General features: G+C 64.4%; 19 protein-coding genes. 8 read left to right on the top strand and 11 right to left on the bottom strand.

The window, feature by feature from the left end; genetic code table 11:
• Positions 1–111: 111 nt before the first annotated feature.
• From DW355_RS15770 to DW355_RS15750, 5 genes are all read left to right on the top strand, one after another.
• On the top strand, positions 112–1,131 hold the full coding sequence (locus DW355_RS15770) for an efflux RND transporter periplasmic adaptor subunit (RefSeq protein WP_131281500.1): 1,020 nt from the start codon (positions 112–114) through the stop codon (positions 1,129–1,131).
• A gap of 16 nt (positions 1,132–1,147) precedes the next feature.
• Entirely contained in the window at positions 1,148–4,456 is a 3,309-nt protein-coding gene (locus DW355_RS15765; RefSeq protein ID WP_131281498.1) for an efflux RND transporter permease subunit, read from the top strand.
• 35 nt (positions 4,457–4,491) lie between these two features.
• Positions 4,492–4,701 carry a YgaP family membrane protein gene (locus DW355_RS15760; RefSeq protein WP_131281496.1) on the top strand — a complete coding sequence of 70 codons (210 nt, stop codon included), beginning with the start codon at positions 4,492–4,494 and terminating at the stop codon, positions 4,699–4,701.
• A gap of 96 nt (positions 4,702–4,797) precedes the next feature.
• The gene (locus DW355_RS15755) at positions 4,798–5,667 is read left to right on the top strand and encodes an MBL fold metallo-hydrolase (RefSeq protein WP_131281494.1); all 870 of its coding nucleotides are present in this window, start codon (positions 4,798–4,800) and stop codon (positions 5,665–5,667) included.
• Entirely contained in the window at positions 5,664–6,890 is a 1,227-nt protein-coding gene (locus DW355_RS15750) for an MFS transporter (protein ID WP_131281492.1), read from the top strand. Before DW355_RS15755 ends, DW355_RS15750 begins: the two co-directional genes overlap by 4 nt.
• Before the next feature lie 58 nt (positions 6,891–6,948).
• On the opposite strand, the gene DW355_RS15745 is transcribed toward DW355_RS15750, so the two are convergent.
• The 11 genes from DW355_RS15745 to moaA form a co-directional block, all read right to left on the bottom strand.
• The gene (locus DW355_RS15745; protein WP_131281490.1) at positions 6,949–7,974 is read right to left on the bottom strand and encodes a cytochrome d ubiquinol oxidase subunit II; all 1,026 of its coding nucleotides are present in this window, start codon (positions 7,972–7,974) and stop codon (positions 6,949–6,951) included.
• 13 nt (positions 7,975–7,987) lie between these two features.
• Positions 7,988–9,370 (bottom strand): cytochrome ubiquinol oxidase subunit I, encoded by a 1,383-nt coding sequence (locus DW355_RS15740; protein ID WP_131281488.1) that lies wholly within the window; start codon positions 9,368–9,370, stop codon positions 7,988–7,990.
• A gap of 2 nt (positions 9,371–9,372) precedes the next feature.
• On the bottom strand, positions 9,373–9,960 hold the full coding sequence (locus DW355_RS15735; RefSeq protein ID WP_131281486.1) for a GbsR/MarR family transcriptional regulator: 588 nt from the start codon (positions 9,958–9,960) through the stop codon (positions 9,373–9,375).
• Positions 9,961–10,050: 90 nt separating this feature from the next.
• A complete protein-coding gene (locus DW355_RS15730) occupies positions 10,051–11,043 on the bottom strand; it encodes a sensor domain-containing diguanylate cyclase (protein ID WP_131281484.1) in 993 nt (330 codons plus the stop codon).
• Positions 11,044–11,176: 133 nt separating this feature from the next.
• The gene (locus tag DW355_RS15725; protein ID WP_131281482.1) at positions 11,177–11,839 is read right to left on the bottom strand and encodes a phosphoethanolamine transferase domain-containing protein; all 663 of its coding nucleotides are present in this window, start codon (positions 11,837–11,839) and stop codon (positions 11,177–11,179) included.
• A gap of 199 nt (positions 11,840–12,038) precedes the next feature.
• Positions 12,039–13,172 carry a molecular chaperone DnaJ gene (gene dnaJ / locus DW355_RS15720; protein ID WP_131281480.1) on the bottom strand — a complete coding sequence of 378 codons (1,134 nt, stop codon included), beginning with the start codon at positions 13,170–13,172 and terminating at the stop codon, positions 12,039–12,041.
• A gap of 135 nt (positions 13,173–13,307) precedes the next feature.
• Positions 13,308–15,254, bottom strand: coding sequence for a molecular chaperone DnaK (gene dnaK / locus DW355_RS15715; RefSeq protein WP_131281478.1), 1,947 nt, complete (start codon positions 15,252–15,254; stop codon positions 13,308–13,310).
• A gap of 71 nt (positions 15,255–15,325) precedes the next feature.
• Positions 15,326–15,850 (bottom strand): nucleotide exchange factor GrpE, encoded by a 525-nt coding sequence (gene grpE / locus DW355_RS15710; RefSeq protein ID WP_131281476.1) that lies wholly within the window; start codon positions 15,848–15,850, stop codon positions 15,326–15,328.
• Between the two features lie 155 nt (positions 15,851–16,005).
• Entirely contained in the window at positions 16,006–16,365 is a 360-nt protein-coding gene (locus DW355_RS15705; RefSeq protein ID WP_131281474.1) for an FKBP-type peptidyl-prolyl cis-trans isomerase, read from the bottom strand.
• A gap of 170 nt (positions 16,366–16,535) precedes the next feature.
• On the bottom strand, positions 16,536–17,144 hold the full coding sequence (gene mobA, locus DW355_RS15700; protein ID WP_131281472.1) for a molybdenum cofactor guanylyltransferase MobA: 609 nt from the start codon (positions 17,142–17,144) through the stop codon (positions 16,536–16,538).
• On the bottom strand, positions 17,137–18,204 hold the full coding sequence (gene moaA, locus DW355_RS15695; RefSeq protein ID WP_242671218.1) for a GTP 3',8-cyclase MoaA: 1,068 nt from the start codon (positions 18,202–18,204) through the stop codon (positions 17,137–17,139). The genes mobA and moaA overlap by 8 nt, the downstream gene beginning before the upstream one ends.
• A gap of 283 nt (positions 18,205–18,487) precedes the next feature.
• On the opposite strand from moaA, the gene DW355_RS15690 reads away from it, so the two are divergent.
• The 3 genes from DW355_RS15690 to DW355_RS15680 all read left to right on the top strand — a co-directional run bounded on the left by DW355_RS15690 (position 18,488) and on the right by DW355_RS15680 (position 24,154).
• Positions 18,488–20,665, top strand: a complete 2,178-nt coding sequence (locus DW355_RS15690; RefSeq protein ID WP_242671217.1) for a TonB-dependent receptor plug domain-containing protein — start codon at positions 18,488–18,490, stop codon at positions 20,663–20,665.
• A 217-nt stretch (positions 20,666–20,882) separates the two neighbouring features.
• Positions 20,883–23,027, top strand: coding sequence for a TonB-dependent receptor plug domain-containing protein (locus tag DW355_RS15685; RefSeq protein ID WP_242671216.1), 2,145 nt, complete (start codon positions 20,883–20,885; stop codon positions 23,025–23,027).
• A 137-nt stretch (positions 23,028–23,164) separates the two neighbouring features.
• Positions 23,165–24,154, top strand: a complete 990-nt coding sequence (locus tag DW355_RS15680; protein WP_165493212.1) for an ABC transporter substrate-binding protein — start codon at positions 23,165–23,167, stop codon at positions 24,152–24,154.
• Positions 24,155–24,226 lie beyond the last annotated feature (72 nt).

Here is a 24,226-nt window from a genome sequence, read left to right as displayed (position 1 = left end):
GGGACGGCCTGTGAACGACATGGACCAGATGATACGCTTTTTAATCATTTGCGCAATTGCGCAAATGATGGAATAATGCGGGCCATTGATGTTTGGTCATGGAATCCGATCATGCGACCCACTTCCATCCTGTTCCGCCGTGTCGCCCTGCTTGGCACCGTTGCACTCTTCGCGCTGACCACGGCCATGCCGAATCGTGCGCAGGCGCCGCGTGCCGCGGGCGCGGATGGCGCGGCCGTGCCCGCTTTTGTCATCGTCCGCGCCGCGAACCAGCCGCGCTGGGTCGACTTGGAGGCCATGGTCGAGGCCGTCCGCGAGACCACCCTGTCTGCCCAGGTGCAAGGCGCGATCGTCGATCTGCGCGTGAAGGCGGGCGACCGGGTGCGGGCGGGTCAGGTGCTGCTGCGCATCGACGCACAAGCGGCCCAGGTCGAGCGCGATGTGGCGACGCGCGAGTACGAACGTCAGCGCAGCTTGTTCGATCAGCAGTACATCAGTCAGGGCGCGCTGGATCGGGCCCAGGCCCAGGCCCGTGCCAGCCAGGTGCAGACCGATTTCTATCTGCTGACCGCGCCCTATGCCGGCGTGGTGCGCGAAGTGCCCGTGTCGCTGGGTGACATGGCCATGCCAGGCCGTCCCTTGCTGACGGTGTACGACCCGACCGCCCTGCGCGTCACCGCCGCTGTGCCGCAGACGCTGTTCGCGGGTCTGGCGGCGGGCACGATGCCGCTGGTGCGATACGAGTTGGAGGGGTACCCGGTGCGAGTGACCCGTGATGCGCAGCTGTTGCCCACGGTCGATCCGCTCACGCAAACCACCCGTCTGCGTTTCGACCTGCCCAAGGAGGTTCGCGATTTGGCGCATGTCGCACCGGGCACGTATGTGCGCGTCTGGCTCTCCGTACCGCAGAGCGAAGTGGGCGCCGGAGCGGGCCGGATTTTCGTGCCCGCCACCGCCCTGGTGCGTCGCGGCGAGATGACCGGTGTCTATGTCTTGGATGTCGCGTCTCAGCCGCGCCTGCGCCAGGTGCGCACGGGACCGGTGGACGGCGATCGCGTTGAAATCCTCAGCGGTGTGGGCGAGGGCGATCGGGTCGTGATCGACGCGCAGCGGGCCACGCGCCTGCCTTGATGAGAAAGAGGCCGCCATGTCGCATCCTTCTTCTGACTCCCGCACCGGCGCCCCTCGTCTCGGCGTCTCGGGCCGCGTCGCCGCTTTGTTCCAGTCGGCTCAGATCACACCCTTGCTGGCCTTGCTGGCCCTGCTGCTCGGTGTCTTTGCCATCGGTGTCACGCCGCGCGAGGAGGAGCCGCAGATCGACGTGACCATGGCCAATGTGATCGTGCCATTCCCGGGCGCTTCCGTGCGGGATGTGGAGCAGGTCATCGCGACGCCGGGTGAGCAGGTGCTGTCCCGCATGGCGGGTGTGGAGCATGTGATGTCGGTGTCGCGCCCGGGCGCGGCGGTCTTGACGGTGCAGTTCAAGGTGGGGGTTGCGCAGGAGGAGGCACTGGTGCGCCTGCACGACACGCTGCGTGACCACGCCGACTGGCTGCCCGCCAATCTGGGGGCGCTGACGCCCATCGTCCGACCCAAGGGCATCGACGACGTGCCCATCATCAGCCTGACCCTGTTCGACCGGCGGCCGGAAGTCAGCGCCTTCGATCTGGAGCGCGTGGCCCACGCCATGGAGGTCGAACTCAAGCGCGTGCCGGGCACCAAGGACGTTCGTACCCTCGGAGGGCCGGGCCGTGCGGTGCGGGTGCAGCTTGATCCGGCGCGCATGGCTACCGCGGGCGTGAGCGTGGCGGACGTGCGTGGCGTGCTTCTTTCCGCCAACGCGGGCGCGGCGGTGGGTGAATTGATCACCGCCAATCGGTCCGTCGCGCTCGAAGCCGGCCCCTGGCTGGGGCGCGCCGAGGACGTGGGTGCCTTGGTGGTCGCTGCCCGCGGCACCGCCACGGACAGGCGCCCGGTCTACCTGCGCGACATTGCTGCCGTCAGCGATGGTCCGCCGCCCCCGCAGTCCTATGTCTGGCACGGCATCCCGACCGAGCAGGAGGGCCCCTCGGGAGGTGAATACCCGGCCGTCACCGTGACGCTGACCAAGAAGCCCGGTGAGAACGCCATCGATGTGGCCAGTGCCGCCATCGCACGCGTCGAGTCGCTCAAGAACACCGTGATTCCCTCGGACGTTCAGGTGGCCGTGACCCGCAACTATGGCGCGACGGCCAATGACAAGGCCGTGAAGCTGATCCAGAAGCTGCTGTTTGCCACGGCCTCGGTGGTGGCGCTGGTGTTCTTCGCCCTGGGGCGGCGCGAAGCCGCCATCGTGGGTTCGGCCGTGCTGCTGACCTTGACCGTGACGCTGTTCGCGTCGTGGGCCTGGGGCTTCACGCTCAACCGGGTATCGCTGTTCGCGCTGATTTTTTCCATCGGCATCCTGGTGGACGATGCGATCGTCGTGGTGGAGAACATCCATCGCCACCAAGCCCTGCACCCTCACAAGACCTTGGTCGAACTGATTCCCGGCGCGGTCGATGAAGTCGGCGGTCCGACCATCCTGGCGACGCTGACCGTCATCGCGGCCTTGCTGCCCATGGCCTTCGTGAGCGGTCTGATGGGGCCCTACATGAGCCCCATCCCCATCAATGCCAGCATGGGCATGCTGCTCTCGCTGGCCATCGCCTTCGTCGTCACGCCGTGGCTGGCGCGCCTGTGGATGAAACCGGCGTCCAGTCACGGGCCCGCGGGACACGCCACCCCTCATGGCCTGGGCGCGCGCCTGGACCCCTTCTTCCGCAAGCTGTTCGCACCGCTGCTGGATGCGCGGCGCGGTGCGGCCAAGCGGCGGCAGATGGCGCTGGGCATCCTGGCCTTGATTCTGCTTTCGGTCTTGCTGCCCGTGCTCGGCTGGGTGCAGCTCAAGATGCTGCCCTTCGACAACAAGTCTGAGATTCAGATCGTGGTGGACATGCCGGCGGGAACGCCGCTGGAACACACCGCTGCCACCTTGCGTGAGCTGGGTGCCCATCTGGCCACGGTGCCCGAGGTCAGCGACTACCAGGCCTACGCAGGCACGGCCTCGCCCATCAACTTCAATGGCCTGGTGCGTCAATACGACCTGCGCACCGGCGGTGAGGTGGGGGACTTGCAGGTCAACCTCGTCGACAAGACCCATCGCCATGCCCAGAGCCACGCCATCGCCATGCGTCTGCGGCCAGCCCTGCAAGAAATCGGTGCGCGCCATGGCGCCAACGTCAAGGTGGTCGAAGTGCCGCCCGGTCCCCCGGTGCTGGCGCCCATCGTGGCGGAAATCTACGGGCCCGAGGCCGAGGGGCGCCAGGCGGTGGCTCGCCAAGTGCGTGAGATTCTGAAAGCCACGCCGGGCGTGGTGGACGTGGACGAGAGCGCCATCGCGTCGGCGCCGCGCCAGTTGCTGCTGGTGGACCGTGCCAAGGCGGCCCTCGCCGGTGTCGCGCAGACCGACATCGTCGCCGCGCTGCGTGCCGGTCTGGCGGGTGAAGCGGTCACCTGGCTGCATGACGGCAGCAAGTACCCGACGCCGGTGGTGCTGCAATTGCCCGCCGAACGCCATGGTGACCTGGACGCCTTGTTGCAGTTGCCGGTGCGCGGTGCGGGAGCGGCGACCGGGGCGCACCTGGTGCCGATCCGCGAGTTGACCCGCGTGGTGGACGCACGGCGTGAGCAGCCGATCTACCACAAGGATCTGCTACCGGTGAACTACGTCGTCGCCGACATGGCGGGCAAGCTGGACAGTCCGATCTACGGCATGTTCGCCGCGCGCGCGGACATCCTGCGCATCAGTCCACCGGGCGGTGGCGTGCTGAACGAGCATTTCGTGGCCCAGCCGGATGACACGCTGCGCGGCTATGCGATCAAATGGGACGGCGAATGGCAGATCACCTACGAGACCTTCCGCGACATGGGTCTGGCGTATGCCGTGGGCCTGATCCTGATCTACTTGCTGGTCGTGGCGCAGTTTGGCTCCTACCTCACGCCGCTGATCATCATGGCGCCCATCCCGCTCACGGTCATCGGCGTCATGCCAGGCCATGCACTGCTGGGCGCGCAGTTCACCGCCACCAGCATGATCGGCATGATCGCGCTGGCCGGCATCATCGTGCGCAATTCCATCCTGCTGGTGGACTACATCCACCTGCGCTTGGCCGAGGGCGTGGACTTCGCCGAGGCCGTGGTGCAGTCCGCGGCGACGCGCGCACAACCCATCCTGCTGACGGGAATGGCCGCGATGGCCGGGGCCTTCTTCATCCTCGATGACCCGATCTTCAATGGCCTGGCCATCGCGTTGATCTTCGGCATCCTGGTCTCCACCGTGCTGACGCTGGTGGTCATTCCAACCCTGTATTACGCGGCCTACCGCAAGACGCATGAACCAAGCGGATCCACTGCGGCGGATGTCGCGGCCCCCTGATTCCATCTACCCTCAACCTCATCAAGGAGAACTTCATGACTTCCTGGCGCCTCGTTCGCATCATTGCCGGATTATTCGTTCTGCTGTCCCTGGCACTGGGTGTGCCTGGCAGCCCCCTGTTCCTCAGTGCCTGGTGGCTTGCGTTCACCGCCTTCGTCGGCTTGAACCTGCTGCAAAGCGGATTGACCCAGTGGTGCCTGATGGAGTCCATCCTGCGCCGTTTCGGCGTGCGCGGTGGCTGCTGAAGCCGTTGCGGTGTGCCGGGCCATCTGCTTAAGACCGCCGCGTGGTATCCCCAGGTGGAATGATGATCGTGTCACGGTCTGAATCGGAGCTCTGCCATGCAAGCCAGCGTTGTCATCCAGCCTTTCTTTGACGAGGCCACCCACACCATCACCTACCTGGTCTCCGATCCGGAGACGAGACAGGCCGCCGTGATCGATCCCGTGCTGGATTACGACCCCCGCAGCGGCAAGGTGTCCACGGGGTCGGCCGACCGCGTGCTGGCCGCCGCGCATGAAGGGGGACTGCAGATCATCTGGATCCTCGAAACCCATGCGCACGCCGATCACCTCAGCGCCGCGCCGTATGTGCAGCGGCACACGCGTGCGCCAGTGGCCATGGGCGAGCACATCACCCAGGTGCAGGCCATCTTCCGGGACGTTTTCAATCTGAACGACGTGTCGGGCGATGGCCGCGAGTTCGACCACCTGTTCCGCGACGGTGAAACCTTCGCGCTGGGGGGGCTGACGGTGGAAGTACTGCACACCCCGGGCCATACCCCGGCCTGCGTGTCCTACCGGATTGGCGATGCCGTGTTCGTGGGCGACACTTTGTTCATGCCGGACTACGGCACCGCGCGGGCGGACTTCCCGGGGGGTGACGCGGCCGTGCTGTACCGGTCGATCCAGCGCCTGTTGGCACTGGCGCCCACGACGCGGCTCTTCATGTGCCACGACTACCTCGCGCCTGGGCGCGACGTCCGAGCCTGGGAGAGCACCGTGGCTGAGCAGCGCGCGCGCAACATCCATGTGCACGTCGGCGTGAGCGAGGCGCAATTCGTGGCCCTGCGTCGACGGCGCGATGCCACGCTCGCCGCGCCGACCCTGCTGCTGCCGTCCATCCAGGTCAACATCCGGGCGGGCCGCCTGCCCGCCGCCGAGGACAATGGCGTGTCTTACCTCAAAATCCCTCTGAAGCTGCCTGCATGACCCCGCCTGCCTTGAACGTCGTCGCGCGCCGCAACATGACCTTGCTGATCGCCGCGCAGTCCCTGGGCGCCGCTTCGGCGCCCATCATCATTTCTCTCGGAGGGATCGTGGGACAGATGCTGGCCAGCCGTCCCGCCTTGGCCACCTTGCCGGTGAGTCTCTACAACCTAGGGCTGGCCTTGTCGACCTTGCCCGCGGCCTTCCTGATGCGCCGCCTGGGGCGACGCGCGGCTTATGTGCTGGGTGCGCTCGTGGCGGTGCTGTCTGCGGGCGTGGCCGCGACGGGAATCGTGCAAGGCAGTTTTCTGCTGTTCTGCCTGGGCACGGCCCTCGCAGGCTATTACGGAGCCAATGTGCAGAGCTACCGCTTCGCGGCGGCCGATGCCGTGGCGCCATCACAACGTGCCCAGGCCATCTCGCTCATCATGATCGGAGGCCTGCTGGCCGCCATCATCGGACCGCAGACCGTGATCTGGACGCGCGAGGCCTGGCCTGGCGCGCCCTTCGCGGGCAGCTTCGTGGCGCAGGCCGCGCTGGCACTGCTGGCCTTGCCTCTGTTGCTGGCGCTGCGCATGCCACGGGGTCTGGCGACCACTTCCGCAAGCGGGGCGTCAGGCGATGTCGCGAGGTCGGTGGTAGAGGTCGCGCGCAACCCGCGTTTCATCGTGGCCGTCTCGGCCGGCGTGGTGTCCTACGGTTTGATGGCCTTCATCATGACGGCGGCGCCCATGGCCATGGTGGGTTGCGGCCACACCGTGGGCGAGGCGGCGCTGGGCATCCAGTGGCATGTGCTGGCCATGTTCGCGCCCAGTTTTTTCACGGGGCGCCTGATCGTGCGCTTTGGCAAGACCCAGGTCACCGCGGCAGGCCTGCTCTTGATTGCAGCGTCTGGGCTGCTCGCGCTGGCCGGACTGGAGTTGCTGCACTTCTGGGGCTCGCTGGTGCTGCTGGGCCTGGGCTGGAACTTCGGCTTTGTCGGCGCCACGGCGCTGCTCACGGATGCATACCGCCAGGACAATCCGTCTGAACGGGCCAGGGTGCAGGCCTTCAACGATTTTCTGATGTTCGGCGTGGTGGCCCTGGCCTCCTTTGGCTCGGGCAGTCTGTTGGGCAGCGCGGGCTGGAATGTCATCAATGCCCTGATGCTGCCCTTGATCGCCATCGCGCTGGCCCTGTTGGCCTGGGGTGCCCGCGTGAACCGGGAGTCGTCCCGCTCGGCCTGAGCACGGTCGATGAAGGACAGCGTGGTGGTCGAGAGGCCGTGGTCAGGCAGGCGCCGTCTCACGCCCCGGTCGACGGGCCGTAGCTCAAGGCGCCCGCCCGTCCCCAGAACACACGGTACATGAAGATGGTGTAAGCGATGATGGCGGGCAGGGTGATGGCAACACCGATCAGCAGGACTACCAGCGACTCGGTCGCGCTCGCCGCCTGCCAGACCGTCAGCCGGTCCACCACGATGTAGGGGTAGAGGCTGTAGGCCAGACCGAAGAAGGCCAGTACGAAGACGATGACGGTGGCGACGAAGACAATCCAGCCGTAACCGGCCTCCACCACGCGCGGGCGGTGCAGCACCAGCCAGGCCGCGGCCAGAGCGGCGGCGCTGGCCAGCGGGATGGGCAGCAGGGCGAAGAACTCAGGCAGCACGAACCACTTGGCATAGACCGCCGGACTCGCCAGCGGCGTGGCGAGGGAAATCGCGCCCAGGGCCGCGGCCATGGGCCAGAACACACGCCGGCCCCAGGCCATGGCGCGCATGCGCAATTCGCCTTCGGTCTTCATCAGCAGCCAGCCGGCGCCCAGCAGGGCATAGGCCGTGGGCAGCGTGATGGCGATGCCGACCGAGAACAGCAAGGCGAAGGGAGCGGTGTCGAAGCCGGTCAGGTAGCTGCCCAGCATCCAGCCTTGGGCCAGCGAAGCCAGCAGAGAGCCCAGCGCGAACAGGCGGTTCCACAGCGTCTTGTGGCCGGCGGGTGCCTTGACCCGGAAATCGAAGGCCACGCCGCGCAGGATCAGGCCGATCAGCATCAGCGCCACCGGCAGGTACAGCGCCGAGAGCACGATGCCGTGGGCCAAGGGAAAGGCCACCAGCAGCACCCCCACGCCCAGCACCAGCCAGGTTTCGTTCGCGTCCCAGAACGGGCCGATGCTCGACACCATCAAGTCTTTCTCGGCATCGTTGGCGAAGGGCAGCAACAAGCCGACCCCGAGGTCGTAGCCGTCGAGCACGACGTAGACCAGCAGCGCCAGACCCATCACGGCCATGAAGATCAAGGGGAGCACAGTGGCCCAGTTCAGCGGCAGACCCATGGTCGTTTCCTTCTCAGGCTTGTTGTGTTCGGGCCACGGCGGGTTGCGTTGCGCCGGGCGGGGGGGAAGCGGGGGCAGGGTGTTCGGCCATGTACTTCAGAACACCGACGTAGGCCAGCAGCAGCAGGGCGTAGACCAGCAGATAGGCCACCAGCGTGGTCGCGACCATGCCCGTGGCGTGGTCGGCCACGACGTCGGCCGTGCGCAGCAGGCCGTAGACGATCCAGGGTTGGCGACCGATCTCGGTCACGTACCAGCCCGCCAGCGTGGCCACCCAGCCGGAGAAGGTCATGGCCGCCAGCGTCCAGAGCCAGTAGCGGGGCAGCCCGGCGCTGCCGACCCGATACAGCTTCCAGGCCGAGAGCCAGGCCACGGCCAGCATCAGCAGGCCCAGGCCGACCATCACGCGGAAGCTCCAGAAGACCGGGGCCACCGGCGGGTGTTGGCCGGGGAAGGCCTCCAGACCCTGCAGTTCTGCGTTGGCGTCATGCGCGAGGATGAGGCTGGCTCCCTTGGGAATCTGCACGGCGTACAAGGTGCGGCCTTCCTTTTCGCTGGGCCAGCCCAACAAGGTGAGGGGCGCGCCGCGTTCGGTGTGCCAAATGCCTTCGATGGCGGCGATCTTGGCGGGTTGGTGGGCCAGGGTGTTGAGGCCGTGCAGGTCCCCCATCCAGATCTGCAACGGGATGGCGACGGCCGCCGTCACGATGGCCGTGCGCAGGGCTTTGTGCGTGCCCGGCGTGGCCGTGCGGCGCAGCAGTTGCCAGGCGCTCAGTCCGGCCATCAGAAAGGAGGCCGTCAGCGCCGAGGCGAGCAGCTTGTGGCCCAGGCGGTAGGGGAACGAAGGATTGAAGACGATGGACCACCAGTCCTGTGCGTGGAAACGGCCATCGATGAGGGTGTAGCCTGCAGGGGTCTGCATCCAGGAATTGAGCGCCAGGATCCAGAAGGCCGACAGCGTGGTGCCCAGCGCCACCAGCAGCGTGGCGATGAAATGCGTGCGTTCCGAGACCCTGCCTCGCCCGAACAGCATGATGCCCAGGAAAGTGGCTTCAAGGAAAAAGGCCGTGAGCACCTCATAACCCAGCAGAGGCCCAGCGATGTTGCCGGTGCGCTCCATGAAACCGGGCCAGTTGGTGCCGAACTGGAAACTCATGGTGATGCCCGAGACCACGCCCAGCGCGAAGGTCAGGGCGAAGACCTTGGTCCAGAAGAAATAGGCCTGCTCCCAGGCCAGTGCGTTCGCGCTCTCGGCGCCCTCGCGCCGGGTGGCGAGGGACTGGCGGATGCGGAAGAACAGCAACAGCCAGCACAAGGCGATGGTGATGGTCGGAAAAAGAATGTGAAAGCTGATGTTGGCTGCAAACTGTATGCGCGAGGCGAGCAGGGCGTCCATGGTCATTTCCTCCGGTTGTCCGGATCACGTCGGGGCGCACGTCCCGTCACGCGGTCCTTGAATTCGAGCACCTTGGTCACGGCGCTGCCCATGCCCATGAGCTGCAGCGCGGTTTCGTTGCTCAGTTTCTGCACGTCGTCAAACCAGGTCATGAGCCGGTCGATCAGCTCGTGCATTTGGCGCATGCGTTCCTGGGCGTGGCGTTCGGCCTCGCTGCCGGGCTCTTCCAGCAGGGCCATGCGCAGCATGGACAGCGTGGGCTCGATCTCCCGGCGGCGGCGCTCCTCGGCCAGCACGCGGAAGATTTCCCAGACATCGGCTGGCGCCTCGAAGTATTCGCGACGATCCCCGGGCTGATGGCGAAGGTAGACCAGCCGCCAGGCTTGCAGTTCCTTCAAGCCCATGCTCACGTTCGAGCGGGAAAACTCCAGCGTCTCGGCGATGTCGTCCGCATTCAGCGGGCGTTGAGAAATGAAGATGAGCGCATAGATCTGGCCCACCGTGCGGTTGATGCCCCAGCGACTGCCCATTTCGCCGAAATGCGAGACGAACTGCCGTGAGAGCGGTGCGAGGGGTTGCTTGTCGGGCATGGCGGCATTCTGTCATGACTTTGCTGAATTTTCAGTAAATACTGAAAATTCATGACGCCAGAAAGGGCATGAATGCCCGCCTGGACCGGCTCAGGCGTAGGCTTCGACGCGGTCCCTGCCGGATTGCTTGGCCCGGTACATAGCCTCGTCCGCGCGTTTCAGGCAAGTCTCGATGTCGAGGTCGTCGCCCTGGAACTGGGTCACGCCCGCGCTGAAACGTACCGGCAGCAGGTGGTCGATGACGGGCAAGGGCTGGTCCGCCATGGCCAAGCGCAGGCGTTCGGCCAGCAGCGTGGCGCCAGCCAGCGCCGTGCTGGGCATGAGGATCACGAACTCCTCACCACCGATGCGCGCGAGCAAGTCGCTGTCACGCAAGCGGCCGCGCACCACGGCGCTGAACTGCTTGAGGGCTTCGTCACCATAGGCGTGGCCGTACTGGTCGTTGATTTGCTTGAAGTGATCCAGGTCCACCAGCATCAGGGAAAGGGGAAGCTGATGCCGGCGGCTGCGCGTGCATTCCTGGTCGGCGCGTTCCAGGAAATAGCGTCGGTTGGCCGCGCCGGTGAGTGCGTCGTAACGCGCGAGTCGGACCAATTCGGCCTCGTGCTGCTTCTGCGCGGTGATGTCACGGAAGAACCAGGCCCGGCCCATGTAGCGCTGCTGGCCATCGCGCAGCACGGTGGATTGACGTTCCAGGGTGCGACCGTCCTTGAGGGTGATCTCGCAACGGTCGGCCTGTTCCGGGTGGTCGTACAGCTGTTGAACGCGTGCCAGGTAGGCCTCGGGGTTCTGGATCTGGTCCAGCACCCGCGTCAGCAGGGTCTGGTCGGCGCCGCCCTTGATCGAGGGGGCCGGGTCGTCCGTTCGCGCCAGGCGCGGGCTCAGGTTCCAGATGGTGAGGAAGGGGAGGTTGTGGGACAGAACCTCTCCCTTTTCGTCCACGACCAGCACGCCATCCGGCGAAATGTCATAGATGGCCTGGAGCAGTGTGGGTTGGCTGCTCGCCGCGGTCACGGCTGCCTCGACGGTCAGCTTCAGTGGCGCCGTAGGCACAGGCGGCTGTAGGTGCGAACTGGAATCCAAGTCAAACTCCCTGTGCGGCCTGCGAGCGAGGCCAAGTCCATGTCCCGCAGCGTGGGCGGGGGGTGCACATATTAGAGTTTGCCCTGAAAGGGTCCTGAGTAGCCGAGTAAATCAGTCGGCTATCGAGGTGGCTTCACTGCACCAAGCTGAGCAAGGTATTGAAAGGGCTGAGCAGATCGATCCAGCGCGTGTTCTGCAGTACGGGCAGGAGCGAATTGCGACCGATGAACCAGATGGCGGCGAGTCCCATGGCCCAGAACAAGGTCATCAACAGGTTTTGTGGGAACCTCCGGCTCAGGCGCACTCGGCGGATGTTGATGTTCCACAGCCAGAGCGTCGGAACGGCTGCCAGCAGACCCAGGCACAGGAGGTGTTGCCACCACGGACGACGGCTGATGTGCGTGATCAGCGTGCCCAGGTTGTCATGCAGGTGGGCCGCATCCAGCAGCAGGGCGGTCTGTCCCGTCCAGAGTAGTTCCGTGTTGAGGGCGGTCAGCCACAGCAGTACGGTGATGACCAGCTTGAGCAGGGGTGCCCAGTTCACCACCGTCAGCAGCAACCCCAGGGATGTGAAGCAGAGCAGGCCGAAATAGAGGCTCAGACTAAAAATGCCGTGTCCCGCCAGAGCCGCTTCGGGCGCACGGGCAAGCTCCCGCCACAAGGGCAGATTGCCGGCCACGGTGATCCAAAAGCTGATGAGTACCAGCACCGTGGTCGGGTGCCAGGATGAGCGTTGCGCCGCCGGAGAGATGGACGATTGCGCGAATTCAGTGACGTGAAAGAGCCGCAGAGCCATGGCGGGTCATTGTGGGCCCGTTCACGCAACTTGCCTACGGCTTTGGGGTAACAAGGCGTTACCCTGCCCAGGGAGCGTCATGCGCGAGTCACGGGTAAGGGTATGCGAGCCACCGCCGTCAGCACGGGCTCGGAGCAGGAGGAGCATCAAGTCCTGCTTCGAGCCACTCGCCTCGCGACGGCGGTCGCGCTCGTCGCTATCAGCTAAAGAAGCTGCGCAACCGATCGGCCCAGCCGCCCTGGCTGGGCGAATGCTTGGCGCCACCTTTTTTCAGCAGATCGTCCAGCTCGCGCAGCAGCTTGCGCTGGGCCTCGGTGAGCTTGACTGGCGTCTCCACGCTGATGTGGCAATAGAGGTCGCCCGGGTAGCTGGAACGCACGTCCTTGATGCCTTTGCCCCGCAGGCGGAACTGTTTGCCGGTCTGAGTGCCTTCGGGGATGTCGATGGCCGCCTTGCCTTGCAAGGTCGGTACCTCGATCTCGCCGCCCAGCGACGCCGTCACGATGCTGATGGGCACGGTGCAGTGCAGGTCATCGCCATCGCGTTCAAAGATGTCATGCTTCTTGATCCGGATTTCGATGTACAGATCACCCGGTGGGCCGCCATTGATGCCGGGTTCGCCATGGCCCGTGCTGCGGATGCGCATGCCGTCATCGATGCCGGCGGGGATCTTCACCTCCAGCGTCTTCTGGCGCTTGATGCGGCCCTGGCCAGCACAGGTGGGGCAGGGCTCAGGAATGATCTTGCCGGTGCCCTGGCAGTGCGGGCAGGTCTGCTGAACGCTGAAGAAGCCCTGGCGCATTTGCACTTGACCCGCACCGTGGCAGGTGGTGCAGGTCTTGACCTGGGTGCCCGGCTTGGCGCCGGTGCCGCTGCAGGTGGTGCAGCTGTCCCAGCTCGGAATGCGGATCTGCGCGTCCTTGCCGCGTGCCGCCTCCTCAAGCGTGATCTCCATGGCATAGCTCAGATCGCCACCACGGTAGACCTGCCGCCCGCCCCGCGCGCCACGCTGCTGACCGAACATGTCGCCGAAGATGTCGCCAAAGGCTTCCGCGAAACCTCCCGAGGCAAAGCCGCTGTCCGTGCCGCCGCGCATGTTCGGATCAACGCCTGCGTGACCGTATTGATCATAGGCCGCGCGTTTCTGCGCGTCCGTCAGCATCTCGTAGGCTTCCTTGGCCTCCTTGAACTTCTCCTCCGCCGCCTTGGCACCTTCGCCCTGGTTGCGGTCAGGGTGGTGCTTCATCGCCAGCTTGCGATAGGCCTTCTTGATGTCGTCCTCGCTGGCGCCTTTGGCGACACCCAGGACTTCGTAATAGTCACGCTTTGCCATCTGCTTGTTCCGATGTTCTTTCCAGCGAAACCGCCGCGTCGGCGCGCGGGACGGGCCCGTGCGCCGACGCGGCAGCGTCCACCGTCCAGGGCGACGATGTCCCGTCCATGGAGCCCGGACGGGCGTCGCCCCGCATCACTTGCGGACTTCCTTGACTTCGGCGTCCACCACGTTGTCGTCCTGGGGCCGCGACGCGCCTTGCGGCTCGGCCTTGTCCGACGCCTGCCCGGCGGCAGCGGACGCCCCTGCGGCGGCGGCCTGTTGTTCGGCATACAGCTTCTCACCCAGCACTTGGCTGGCCTTGAGCAGCGCCTCAGTCTTGGCATCGATGACTGCCTTGTCTTCGCCCTTGATGGCCTCTTCCACTTCCTTGATCGCTGTCTCGATTTCGGATTTTTCAGCCTCGGACAACTTACCGCCATGTTCGTCCAGGCTCTTCTTCACGCTGTGCACGGTGGCATCGGCCTGATTGCGGGCCTGGATGATCTCCAGCTTCTTCTTGTCCTCTGCCGCATTGAGCTCGGCATCCTTCACCATCTTCTGGATTTCCTCCTCGGACAGTCCCGAGTTGGCCTTGATGGTGATCTTGTTTTCCTTGCCGGTGCCCTTGTCCTTGGCGCTCACGTGCAGGATGCCGTTGGCGTCGATGTCAAAGGCCACTTCGATTTGCGGCAGGCCGCGCGGCGCTGGCGCGATGCCTTCGAGGTTGAACTCGCCCAGCGACTTGTTGCCGCTCGCCATCTCGCGTTCGCCCTGGTAGACCTTGATGGTCACGGCCGGCTGGTTGTCGTCGGCGGTGGAGAAGGTCTGCGCGAACTTGGTCGGGATGGTCGTGTTCTTGGCGATCATCTTGGTCATCACGCCGCCCAGGGTCTCGATGCCGAGTGACAGCGGGGTGACGTCGAGCAGCAGCACGTCCTTGCGGTCACCGCTCAGGACCTGGCCCTGAATGGCGGCGCCAACCGCCACGGCTTCGTCGGGGTTCACGTCCTTGCGAGGCTCCTTGCCGAAGAACTCCTTGACCTTGTCCTGCACCTTGGGCATGCGGGTCATGCCGCCGACCAAGATCACGTCCTGGATGTCACCCACGGCCACGCCGGCATCCTTGATGGCCGTGCGGCAGGGCGCGATGGTGCGATCGATCAGCTCTTCCACCAGGCTTTCGAGCTTGGCGCGCGTGAGCTTGATGCTCAGGTGCTTGGGACCCGAAGCGTCGGCCGTGATGTAAGGCAGGTTCACGTCGGTCGAGGTGCTTGAGGACAACTCGATCTTGGCCTTCTCGGCGGCTTCCTTCAGGCGCTGCAGGGCCAGCACGTCCTTGGTGAGGTCGACGCCGGACTCTTTCTTGAACTCGGTGATGATGTAGTCGATGATGCGCTGGTCGAAGTCTTCGCCGCCCAGGAAGGTGTCGCCGTTGGTCGACAGCACTTCGAACTGCATTTCGCCGTCCACGTCGGCGATCTCGATGATGGAGATGTCGAAGGTGCCGCCGCCCAGGTCATAGACGGCGATCTTGCGGTCGCCCTTGCCGTGCTTATCCAGGCCGAAGGCCAGCGCCGCGGCGGTGGGCTCGTTGATGATGCGCTTGACTTCCAGGCCGGCGATGCGACCGGCATCCTTGGTCGCTTGGCGCTGGGCGTCGTTGAAGTAGGCGGGGACAGTGATGACGGCCTCGGTCACGGGTTCGCCCAGGTAATCCTCGGCGGTCTTCTTCATCTTGCGCAGGACTTCGGCGCTGACCTGCGGGGGCGCCAGCTTCTTGCCGCGTACCTCAACCCAGGCATCGCCGTTGTCGGCCTTGGCGATGGTGTAGGGCATGAGGTCGATGTCCTTCTGGACCTCTTTTTCTTCGAACTTGCGGCCAATCAGACGTTTGACGGCGTACAGCGTGTTCCGGGGATTGGTGACCGCCTGGCGCTTCGCGGATGCGCCCACCAGCACTTCGCCATCTTCCTGATAGGCGATGATGGACGGCGTGGTGCGGGCGCCTTCGGCGTTCTCGATCACCTTGGTGCTGTTGCCCTCCATGATGGCCACGCACGAGTTGGTGGTGCCGAGGTCGATGCCAATGATCTTGGCCATGTGCTTACTCCTGGAATGGTGTGAAATTCGGATGAGGATTACTTGTGGATAAGTTGCCGGGTTTCAAGGCCTCACTTGGGCGCGGCCACCGTGACCAGGGCCGGGCGCAGCACGCGATCTGCAATCGTGTAACCCTTCTGCAGCACGCTCACCACCGTGTTGGCTTCCTGTTCGGCCGGCACCATGCTGATGGCCTGGTGTTGATGCGGATCGAACTTCGTGCCGGGCGCGGGGGCGATCGCGATCACTTTGTTGCGCTCCAGCGCTGCGGCCAATTGGCGCAGCGTCGCCTCGGCGCCTTCGCGAATCTGGGCGGGCGTGGCGTCTTTGATGGCCAAGCCGGCTTCCAGGCTGTCGGCCACGGGCAACAGGCTTTCGGCGAAGGCTTCAATGGCGAATTTGCGCGCCTTGGTGATTTCCTCTTCCGCCCGGCGCCGGGCATTCTGCACGTCGGCCTGCGCGCGCAGGTACTGGTCGGCCAGTTCGGCACTCTTGGCTTGCAACTCGGCCAACTCGGCATGCGCCAGGGCCAGCGGATCGGTATTCAGATCAGCGGTGCTGTTCTCGGAAGAAGGCGTGGCTTGAGGGTCGGTCATCGGTAAAAAGAAGGCAAAAGAAAACAATAGCCGCCCAAATGGGGCGGCTTTCATATTTTCAAGGGCTTGATCGACCTTAATCGCCGAAAAAAGGCCGGATTTTGTCTCCAAGTGCTCCGCAGGAGGCGGCCAGACCTGCCGCCCCGGAGGCGGGGTCAACCCGCGAGCGACAGCAGCTCGATCTCGAACTTCAGCGTCGAATTGGGCGGAATCACACCACCCGCGCCGAGCAAGCCATAACCGAGGCCCGGGGGAATGATCAGCGTGCGCTTGCCGCCCACCTTCATGCCGTTGACACCTTGGTCCCAGCCTTCGATGACCATGCCCGAGCCCAGGGCGAACTCGAAAGGCTCCTTGCGGTCATGGCTGGAATCGAACTGTGGCCCCTGCTGGCCATTCTTGTAGAGCCATCCGGTGTAGTGCACCGTCGCGGCCAAGCCGCGACGTGCGGCCGGACCTTCGCCAACAACGGTGTCTTCATATTGCAGGCCGCTCGGGGTGGTGATGAATGCCATGGAAGTCCTTCAGATCCGGGAGAGCGAGTACCCCTGGGGACAGGGGCGCTCCGTTTTTGATAGCTTGTCTGCAATTATGCCATTCTGGGGTTATCCCTGTTACATATTGTTGTAACTCCGATGCCGCTGTCAGGTGGCCAAGGTGCGGCGGGATCCGGGGCGGGCTCGTGTCAGGGCGCTGGCCCGCTGCCTTGCTCCAATCGCCTCAGTTCGTCCAAAGTATTGAGGTTCGCAAAAGCGAGGGGGTCGTCTCCTGGCAGCCCCCCGTAGGGGAGGTGCACGCACCGGTGCTGCTGGGTCCAGGCTTCCACTTTTCCATGACCTGCGCGGAGGTAGCGATCCAGACTGTCGCGCAGCGATGCGGCGACCAGGCAAAAGGCCGGCTGCGGCCGATCGGTCACCGGCAGGGCGATCTCAGCCTCTTGTTCCAGGGCCGCGCGAAGCAGCCGTGACGCCAGGTCGGTGGGGAAACGGGGCGCGTCGCAGGGCACCGTCAGTAGCCAGGGCGTCTGGGCCCGCATGAGTCCACTCAACATGCCTGCCAGCGGACCTGGGAAACCGGGCAGCGGATCCGACCAGACGGGGACGCCGTAAACCTCATAGGCGGAAAGATGGCGGTTGGCGCTGATGGCCACCGCCGCGACTTGGGGGCGCAAGCGCCGCAGGGCATGCAGGATGAGTGGCTCGCCCTGAAAGGGCTGCAGGCCCTTGTCCACGCCGCCCATGCGGCTACCACGCCCACCCGCCAGGACCAGTCCGGTGATTTTCAGCTTATCCACCGATGTAACTCATCTCGATGCGGGGCCGCGCGCCGGCTGTGGACTCAGCCGGCAGCGATGCACGCAACTCTGAGTATCGGTCTGCGCGTTGCTGCCAGATGCCAGCGATGGCAGCGGCGATGTCCTGATCGCTCGCGCCCGCGCGCAGCAGGCCACGCAGATCATGGCCCTGATGGGCGAAAAGGCAGAGGTAGAGCTGGCCTTCAGTGGAGAGCCGGGCGCGGTTGCAGTCGCCACAGAAGGCGTGGGTCACGCTGCTGATGAAGCCGACCTCGGCACTGCCATCGGCGTAGGCCCAGCGCTCGGCGGTTTCGCCGGGCGCGGCGCGTTCCAGAGGCGCGAGCGTCGGCAGCAGCCCGTCCCCTGCGGCTCGTTGCAAGCGCCCCAGCACCTCGGTGCTGGGCAACACTTCGTCCATGCGCCAGCCGTTGGTGGCGCCCACATCCATGTACTCAATGAAGCGCAGGGTCAGTCCTTCGCGCTGGAAGTGCCGTGCCATGGGCAGAATTTCATGGTCATTGACCCCCCGCTTGACCACCATATTGATCTTGAGCGGCCCTAAGCCCACCGCACGTGCGGCATTGATGCCTTCCAGCACGCTGGCCACCGGATGGTCCACATCATTCATCTGACGGAAGATGGCGTCGTCCAGTGCGTCCAAGCTGATGGTGGCCCGACGCAGTCCGGCCGCCTTCAGCGCGGCAGCTTTGCGTGCCAGCAGGGTACCGTTGGTGGTGAGGGTGAGTTCCAGGGGCTGACCTTCCAGGGTGCGGATGTCAGCCAACTGCTCGATCAAGGCTTCGATGTTCTTGCGCAGCAGGGGCTCGCCGCCGGTCAGACGGATCTTGCGCACGCCGAGCGTCGCGAAGGCCCGGGCCAGACGTGAGATTTCCTCGAAGGTCAGCAGGTCGCTGTGCGGCAGATAGGGGTAGTCCTTCGTGAAGACTTCCTTGGGCATGCAATAGCTGCAGCGGAAATTGCAACGGTCCGTGACACTGATGCGCAGGTCGCGTAGCGGACGACCCAGCCGGTCATGCGGCAGGCCGGGGGCGATCGCCATGGGCCACGCGCCCTGCGTTGCTACCGGGGCGCGATGGTCAAGGATGGGAATGACGCGTGGGGGGGCATGAGGTGTGGTTAGATCGGGCGCGATACCGCTTTGGGTCAATTGTGCAGTGCTATCGAGTTTCGGACTCGGCGGGACAAAATAGCCATCGCGGGTGGCAAGAAATCGCAGCGCATGAATGGAAGGGCCGTACTGCCGTGACCTGTTGGAGGATCGGAATTTGCTTGCGAGGGCCATTTTTCCCCACGGAGACGGCCTTGGTGGCTCATTCCAGCGCATGAAGTTTCCCCCGTTTTTTCGCGTCGAACGGGCCTGCATGCTTGGTGCTTTCCCTGCACTGACGCTGGTGCACCTCTTGGCTTTGAAGCCTTCCATCGTCTCGGCCGCCGAGCCGATGCCCAGTCCCGCGTTGCACGCATCCGAATACGTATCTGGCTCCCGGCAACAGGAGGCTTTACCGGGGTTGTTGCCTTCGGAGCGGGATTATCTGGACGTGCAGATGCCCGTGGTGCTTTCGGTTTCGCGCCTGCCTCAGAGACCCGACGAAATTCCTGGCGCCGTGACTGTCATTGACCGTCGGATGATTCAGGCCAGCGGCGCACGGGACGTGGTGGACTTGCTGCGACTGGTGCCGGGTTTTGCCGTTTCCAATTCCTACGAAGATGGGACTGCCGCGGGCAGTTACCACAGTCAGATTCGGACCACTTTTCCGAATCAGATGCAGCTCATGGTGGATGGTCGTTCGGTTTATTCGCTCTACTTGGCCGGCAGTACGGGGCCTGGCTTGCAGACGGTCGCGCTGGATGACATCGAGCGCATAGAAATCTATCGCGGCTCCAATTCCGCCGCTTACGGCGCACGTGCCTTCCTCGGCAGCGTCAATATCGTCACGCGCGACCTGGCGGAAACGCAGGGTGTGATGGCACGCGTCACGCGCGGGGTGGGTGAGCACGGCGCGGGTGTGGAGGATTGGGGTCTGCGTCTGGGTGGGAGCGGAGAGGCCACCCGGATGCATGATCTGGGCATGACCGGTTGGCGCCTGAGTGCCGATCGCCGACGTGATGACAATCTGCGAGGCACCAGTGGACCCCTGACAGTGCAGCGTCTCAATCTGCGCGCGGACCTGAACGCCAGCATGCGGGATCAGGTGGAGTTGCGGGCGGGGCAAAGCCAGATCGCCTATTGGCTGGGTTGGGAGGACCAACTTCCTGGTCCGCATACGCGCACCTTCACCACGCGATATGCACAGATCGATTGGCGCCGTACCCTGGACGAGGATCATGATCTGCTGGTGCAGCTCTCCCATACGCATGAGGACGTGGATGAGTTGGTGGCGTTCAATTCGCCCTCGCCCATCACGGGCCAGATGCATGACAACATTCCTTGGAATTTCAGTGGGCAAGCACGCAGCACCAATTTGCTGGCCCAGAACACGGTACGTCTCGACGCGATGTTGCGCGTGGTCTGGGGTGGGGAGGTGCGACGTGAGGAAACCATTTCCGAGCCGCTTTACGGCACCACCGAAGGATTCGTCGAGGACTTCACCCGCCTGTTTGCCAATGTCGAATGGCATTTCGCAGAAGACTGGCTGCTGAACGCGGGTGTGCTAGCCGAGCACAGCACCTTGGTTGACGATGACGAAGTTGCGCCGCGGCTCATGGTCAATTGGCATGCAGCCGACCTGGGGACGGTCCGGCATACCGTGCGCGCGGGCAGGTCGCGCGCGTTCCGTTCGGTCAGCGTTTTTGAGCGCAACGCAAATGTCCGCTTTCGGGATTCGGAGACGGGTCAAGACCTTGGTTATTTGTACGACGCCTCGTTGGGCAATCCTGCAAGAGCGGAGCGCATCGATGTGAAGGAACTGGGCTGGTTGGCGGAAAGCGGGTCCATCTTCAGTTTCGATCTGCGCGTGTTTGAGGAACATCTGCGCGACGTGGTGGTGGATAAATTCGCGCCGAAGCCGGGAGGCGTGGCCGACGGTGACCCTAAAGTGTTCACCTACGTCAATGGGCAGAGCTTCGACGTGCGGGGTGCGGAAGCCCAATTGCGCTGGAAACCCTGGCGGGGAGCGCAATTGCACTACACCCGGACGTCATTCGAGAGTGGGCAGCGCATGAGCATGTCGCAAAGTTCGGAAGGGCGTCCGGTGCCTGGCCATCGCAGCCAAGGATTGCTCTACATCCAACGTCTTCCCTGGGGGGTGAGCGCCAGCCTATTTGGCTACGAGATGGGCGACCGCATCTACCCGAACGCCGTTGCAAAAGCGCCGCCCTATAGCCGGGTGGACGCGCGATTGGCCAAGACTTTGCGTCTGGACGACCGTTGGTGGGCAGGTCGACAAGCTGAACTTTCGATGACCTGGCAGAACATCGATGGCGACGACGCTGACCACAGCAAAAAGTATCCGCAATATTTTCAGCGTCGGGTTTTTGTCGCGCTGCAACTGGGGTATTGAGTCGACACGATGCAATTGGCGTGCAACGCGCCGTCATTTGCGCGCGATGGCGCGCGCCGAGACCGCATCCGACCGTGGATTTGCCCAGGCACCACGTTCACCAGATCGTGCAGGGGGAGTGAATTCCAGACGGGCTAGGGCAAAATCAGCCGAACGGGGAAATGTGGAGGTCACGGTTCTGTTTCCGCGCTCATAAAGTTTTTGCCTTCTCACTCACATGCCTCGTCCGTTCCGTGCTTTCCTTGCATTGGCAATGCTGGTGGGTCTGGCCTTCAAGACTTTCGCGGCGTCGGGTTCCGAGTACCCGTCCGAGCTGGACCCAGCCACGCCTGAATCCGCACGGGAGGCCGATCAATCGCGGGTCGATTCGCCGCCACGGCTGCTCTCCGAGCAGGACTACCTGGAGCCACAGGTGCCCGTGGTGCTGACCGTTTCACGTCTTCCGCAACGACTTGACGAGGTGCCGGGTGCCGTCACGGTGATCGACCGGGAGACCATCCGCGCCAGCGGAGCGCGGGACGTAGCCGATCTGTTGCGCATGGTGCCGGGATTCTCGGTGTCCAACTCCTTCGAGGAAGGCGCATCTGCAGGCAGCTACCATGGCCTGCGATCCACCTTTCCGAACCAGATGCAATTGCTGGTGGATGGTCGTTCGGTCTATTCCCTGCACTTGGGCGGTAGCGTGGGGCCGGGTCTGCAGACCGTGGCGCTCGACGATATCGAGCGCATCGAAATCTTCCGAGGCCCCAACTCCGCCACCTATGGGGCGAGGGCGTTCCTGGGCAGCATCAACATCATCACCCGTGATCTGGTGGATACGCAGGGCGTGGTGGCGCGTTTCACGCGAGGCGTGGGCAGCAGTGGTGCTGGCGTGAACGACTGGGGCGTGCGATTGGGTGGCGTCGCGGGTGGGAGCGCCGTCCCGGCCTCGGGCGACGAAGGTATGGGCATCGGCGTTACGGGTTGGCGGCTGAGCGCTGACCAGCGATTGGACGATGGACTGAGGGGCGCGGGTGGGCCGGTCGAGGTGCAGCGCATCAATGTGCGCGCTGACGCAAACTATAGTGAGACGGACCAACTGAGCTTTCGGGCCGGACAAAGCCGGATCGAAAGCTGGCTTGGGAAATACTACGACTTCCCGGGCTTGCACACGCGCGGCATCACCACTTCGTATGCCCAAGTGGACTGGAACCGCAATCTGGACGACAACGCCGACCTGTCGGTGCAGCTGTCCCATACCGACGAGCGCGTGGAAGAGCGGGAGCGGGGCACCATGCCCTATCCGCCGCAAGGCCTGGACGGCGAAGGAGTCCTGTACGACCGCAGCGGGCGCACCAGCAGCACCAACTTCCTGGTCCAGCAGACTCGACGTCTCAGTCCCGCGCTGCGTGGGGTGTGGGGAGGAGAATTGCGGCGCGAAACGTCCGACTCCTATGCCTTGTACGCCACGAACCAGCCTTATGTGGAGGATTTCACTCGCCTGTTCGGGAATGTCGAATGGCATTTATCCGATGACTGGCTGCTTAACGCAGGAGCACTGATTGAGCGCAGCACCATGACCCGGGACTATGAAACCGCCCCTCGCCTCATGCTCAACTGGAATGTGGGCCAAACAGGGGCGGCGCGGCACACGCTGCGCACCGGCGTTTCCAGAGCCTTCCGTCCGGCGAGCATGTTCGAGCGCAAGGCCGATGTGCGATATCACGATCCGCAAACGGATGAGGAAATCGGTTATGAGTATGACGCGGCCCTGGGTGATCCATTGCGGCCGGAGCGTGTTGACAGCGTCGAACTTGGGTGGCTGGTGGATGCCGGCGCCGCCCTGAGTTTTGATTTGCGCCTGTTCCAGGAGCGCGTGCATGACGTGATCGTGGATCAGCGCGCCACCAAGTCCGGGGGCCAGTTGGCGAGACGCGGCAGGGTCTTCACATATGCCAATGGCGAGGATTTCGATCTGCGCGGCGCGGAAGCGCAAATGCTCTGGCAGCCCTGGCGCGGCGCTCAACTGCGTTATGCCCACGCGCAATTCACGAGTGAGCGAGTGATCGGGCGCTCGGAATCGCCCGAACATCGAAGTCACAGCTTGCTTTTTGCCCAGCGCCTCCCTGGCGGCTGGAGCTTCAGCGTCTGGGACTACTACATGGATCGGCGCATCTATCCAAACAATATCGAGGTCGCGCCATCCCAGAGCCGGGTGGACATGCGCCTGGCGAAGGCCGTGAACCTGGGCAGTGTCACGGGCATGGGTCGTCAGGCGGAATTGGCGTTGACGGTGCAGAACATGGACGGACCTGACGCGGACGACGTGCCCGAGATCCGTTTTCAGCGTCGCGTCTACCTGACCTTGCAAATGGGTTATTAACAGTCGTGATGAAGCTGTGCCCGCACCCTGACTACGTGAAGGCCATCCGGGTCACGCGCGGGTGTTTGCTGGCAGGGGTGTACTGCCTGACCAGCGCATTCGCGCAGCCTGTATCGCCCTTGCCGCATCTGACTCCCGTGACAGTGGCCGTTTCCAGCGGTACGGGCGCGGCGTATGAGCAGGCCGCGCAGGCTCTGGAACGATCGTTGGCCCAGGCCCTGCGACAGGACGGCAAGACGCCTATTTTTGTCCGCGTGGATGCACAGGACGAGACCGCAGCGCTGAAGTCGTCGTTGCCTGCGCCGCCGCGGCTCTACATCGCGCTCGGCGTGCAGGCCTGTACCCACCTGGCGCGGCAGACTCCGGCGGCGTTGGTTGGCGCGCCGGTGCTGTGCGCCTTGCTGCCGAGACAGAGCTTCGAGTACTTGCTGCGTGAAACAGGGCGACGCGCCGGACCGGATTTTTCCGCCCTGTACCTGAACCAGCCCCTGGCGCGTCAGCTGGATCTGATCCGTCTGGCCTTGCCCCAGGCGCGGCGCATTGGCGTGCTGGTGGGCGCCGGGCCGGGCGCCCAGCAAATGGAAGATCAGCTGACCGAATTGGCACGCGAGCGGGGTCTGCGCCTGGTCAGTGCTCGCCTTGGCACGAGCGACCCCATCTTTCCTGGCCTGAAGCAGGTCCTGGACGAATCCGACGTGTTGCTGGCCATGGCCGATCCGCAGATCTACAACAGCCATACCATCCAGAACATTCTGTTGGCCTCTTTCCGCGCCAAGGTGCCGATGCAAGCCTTTTCACCCGCTTACGTACGCGCAGGTGCCCTGCTTGCGTTGTATGCCACGCCAGAGCAGATTGGCGCTCAAGTGGCCTCGCTGGTGCGTGACGCGTTGACCGAGCAGAACGGGAGAGCACGTGGCCTCGGACCGCCTCTGCACACGCAGTGGTTTGAAGTCAGCGTCAATGCGCACGTGGCGCGTTCCCTGGGCTTGCAACTGGACGCCGATGATCTGGCCGAGCGCCTGCGGCGCCTGGAGTCGAAAGCCGGGCAGGAACGCAAATCCTCGGCACCGCATTCGGACGCGCGCGACCGCTTGGCGCAGGTCGGCGTGCCGTGGGGGAGTTGGTGATGCGCGGACTTCGTCTCGCCCTTCCACCCGGCCTGCTGCGCTTCTGTTCGCGACATCTGTGCCGGTGGTCGC

The sequence above is a fragment of the Hylemonella gracilis genome (genome assembly GCF_004328645.1).
GTDB classification, from domain to species: Bacteria; Pseudomonadota; Gammaproteobacteria; order Burkholderiales; family Burkholderiaceae_C; genus Hylemonella; species Hylemonella gracilis_B.
Note: the sequence above shows the minus strand (reverse complement) of the source record. Positions and strands in the feature narration are given on the sequence as shown.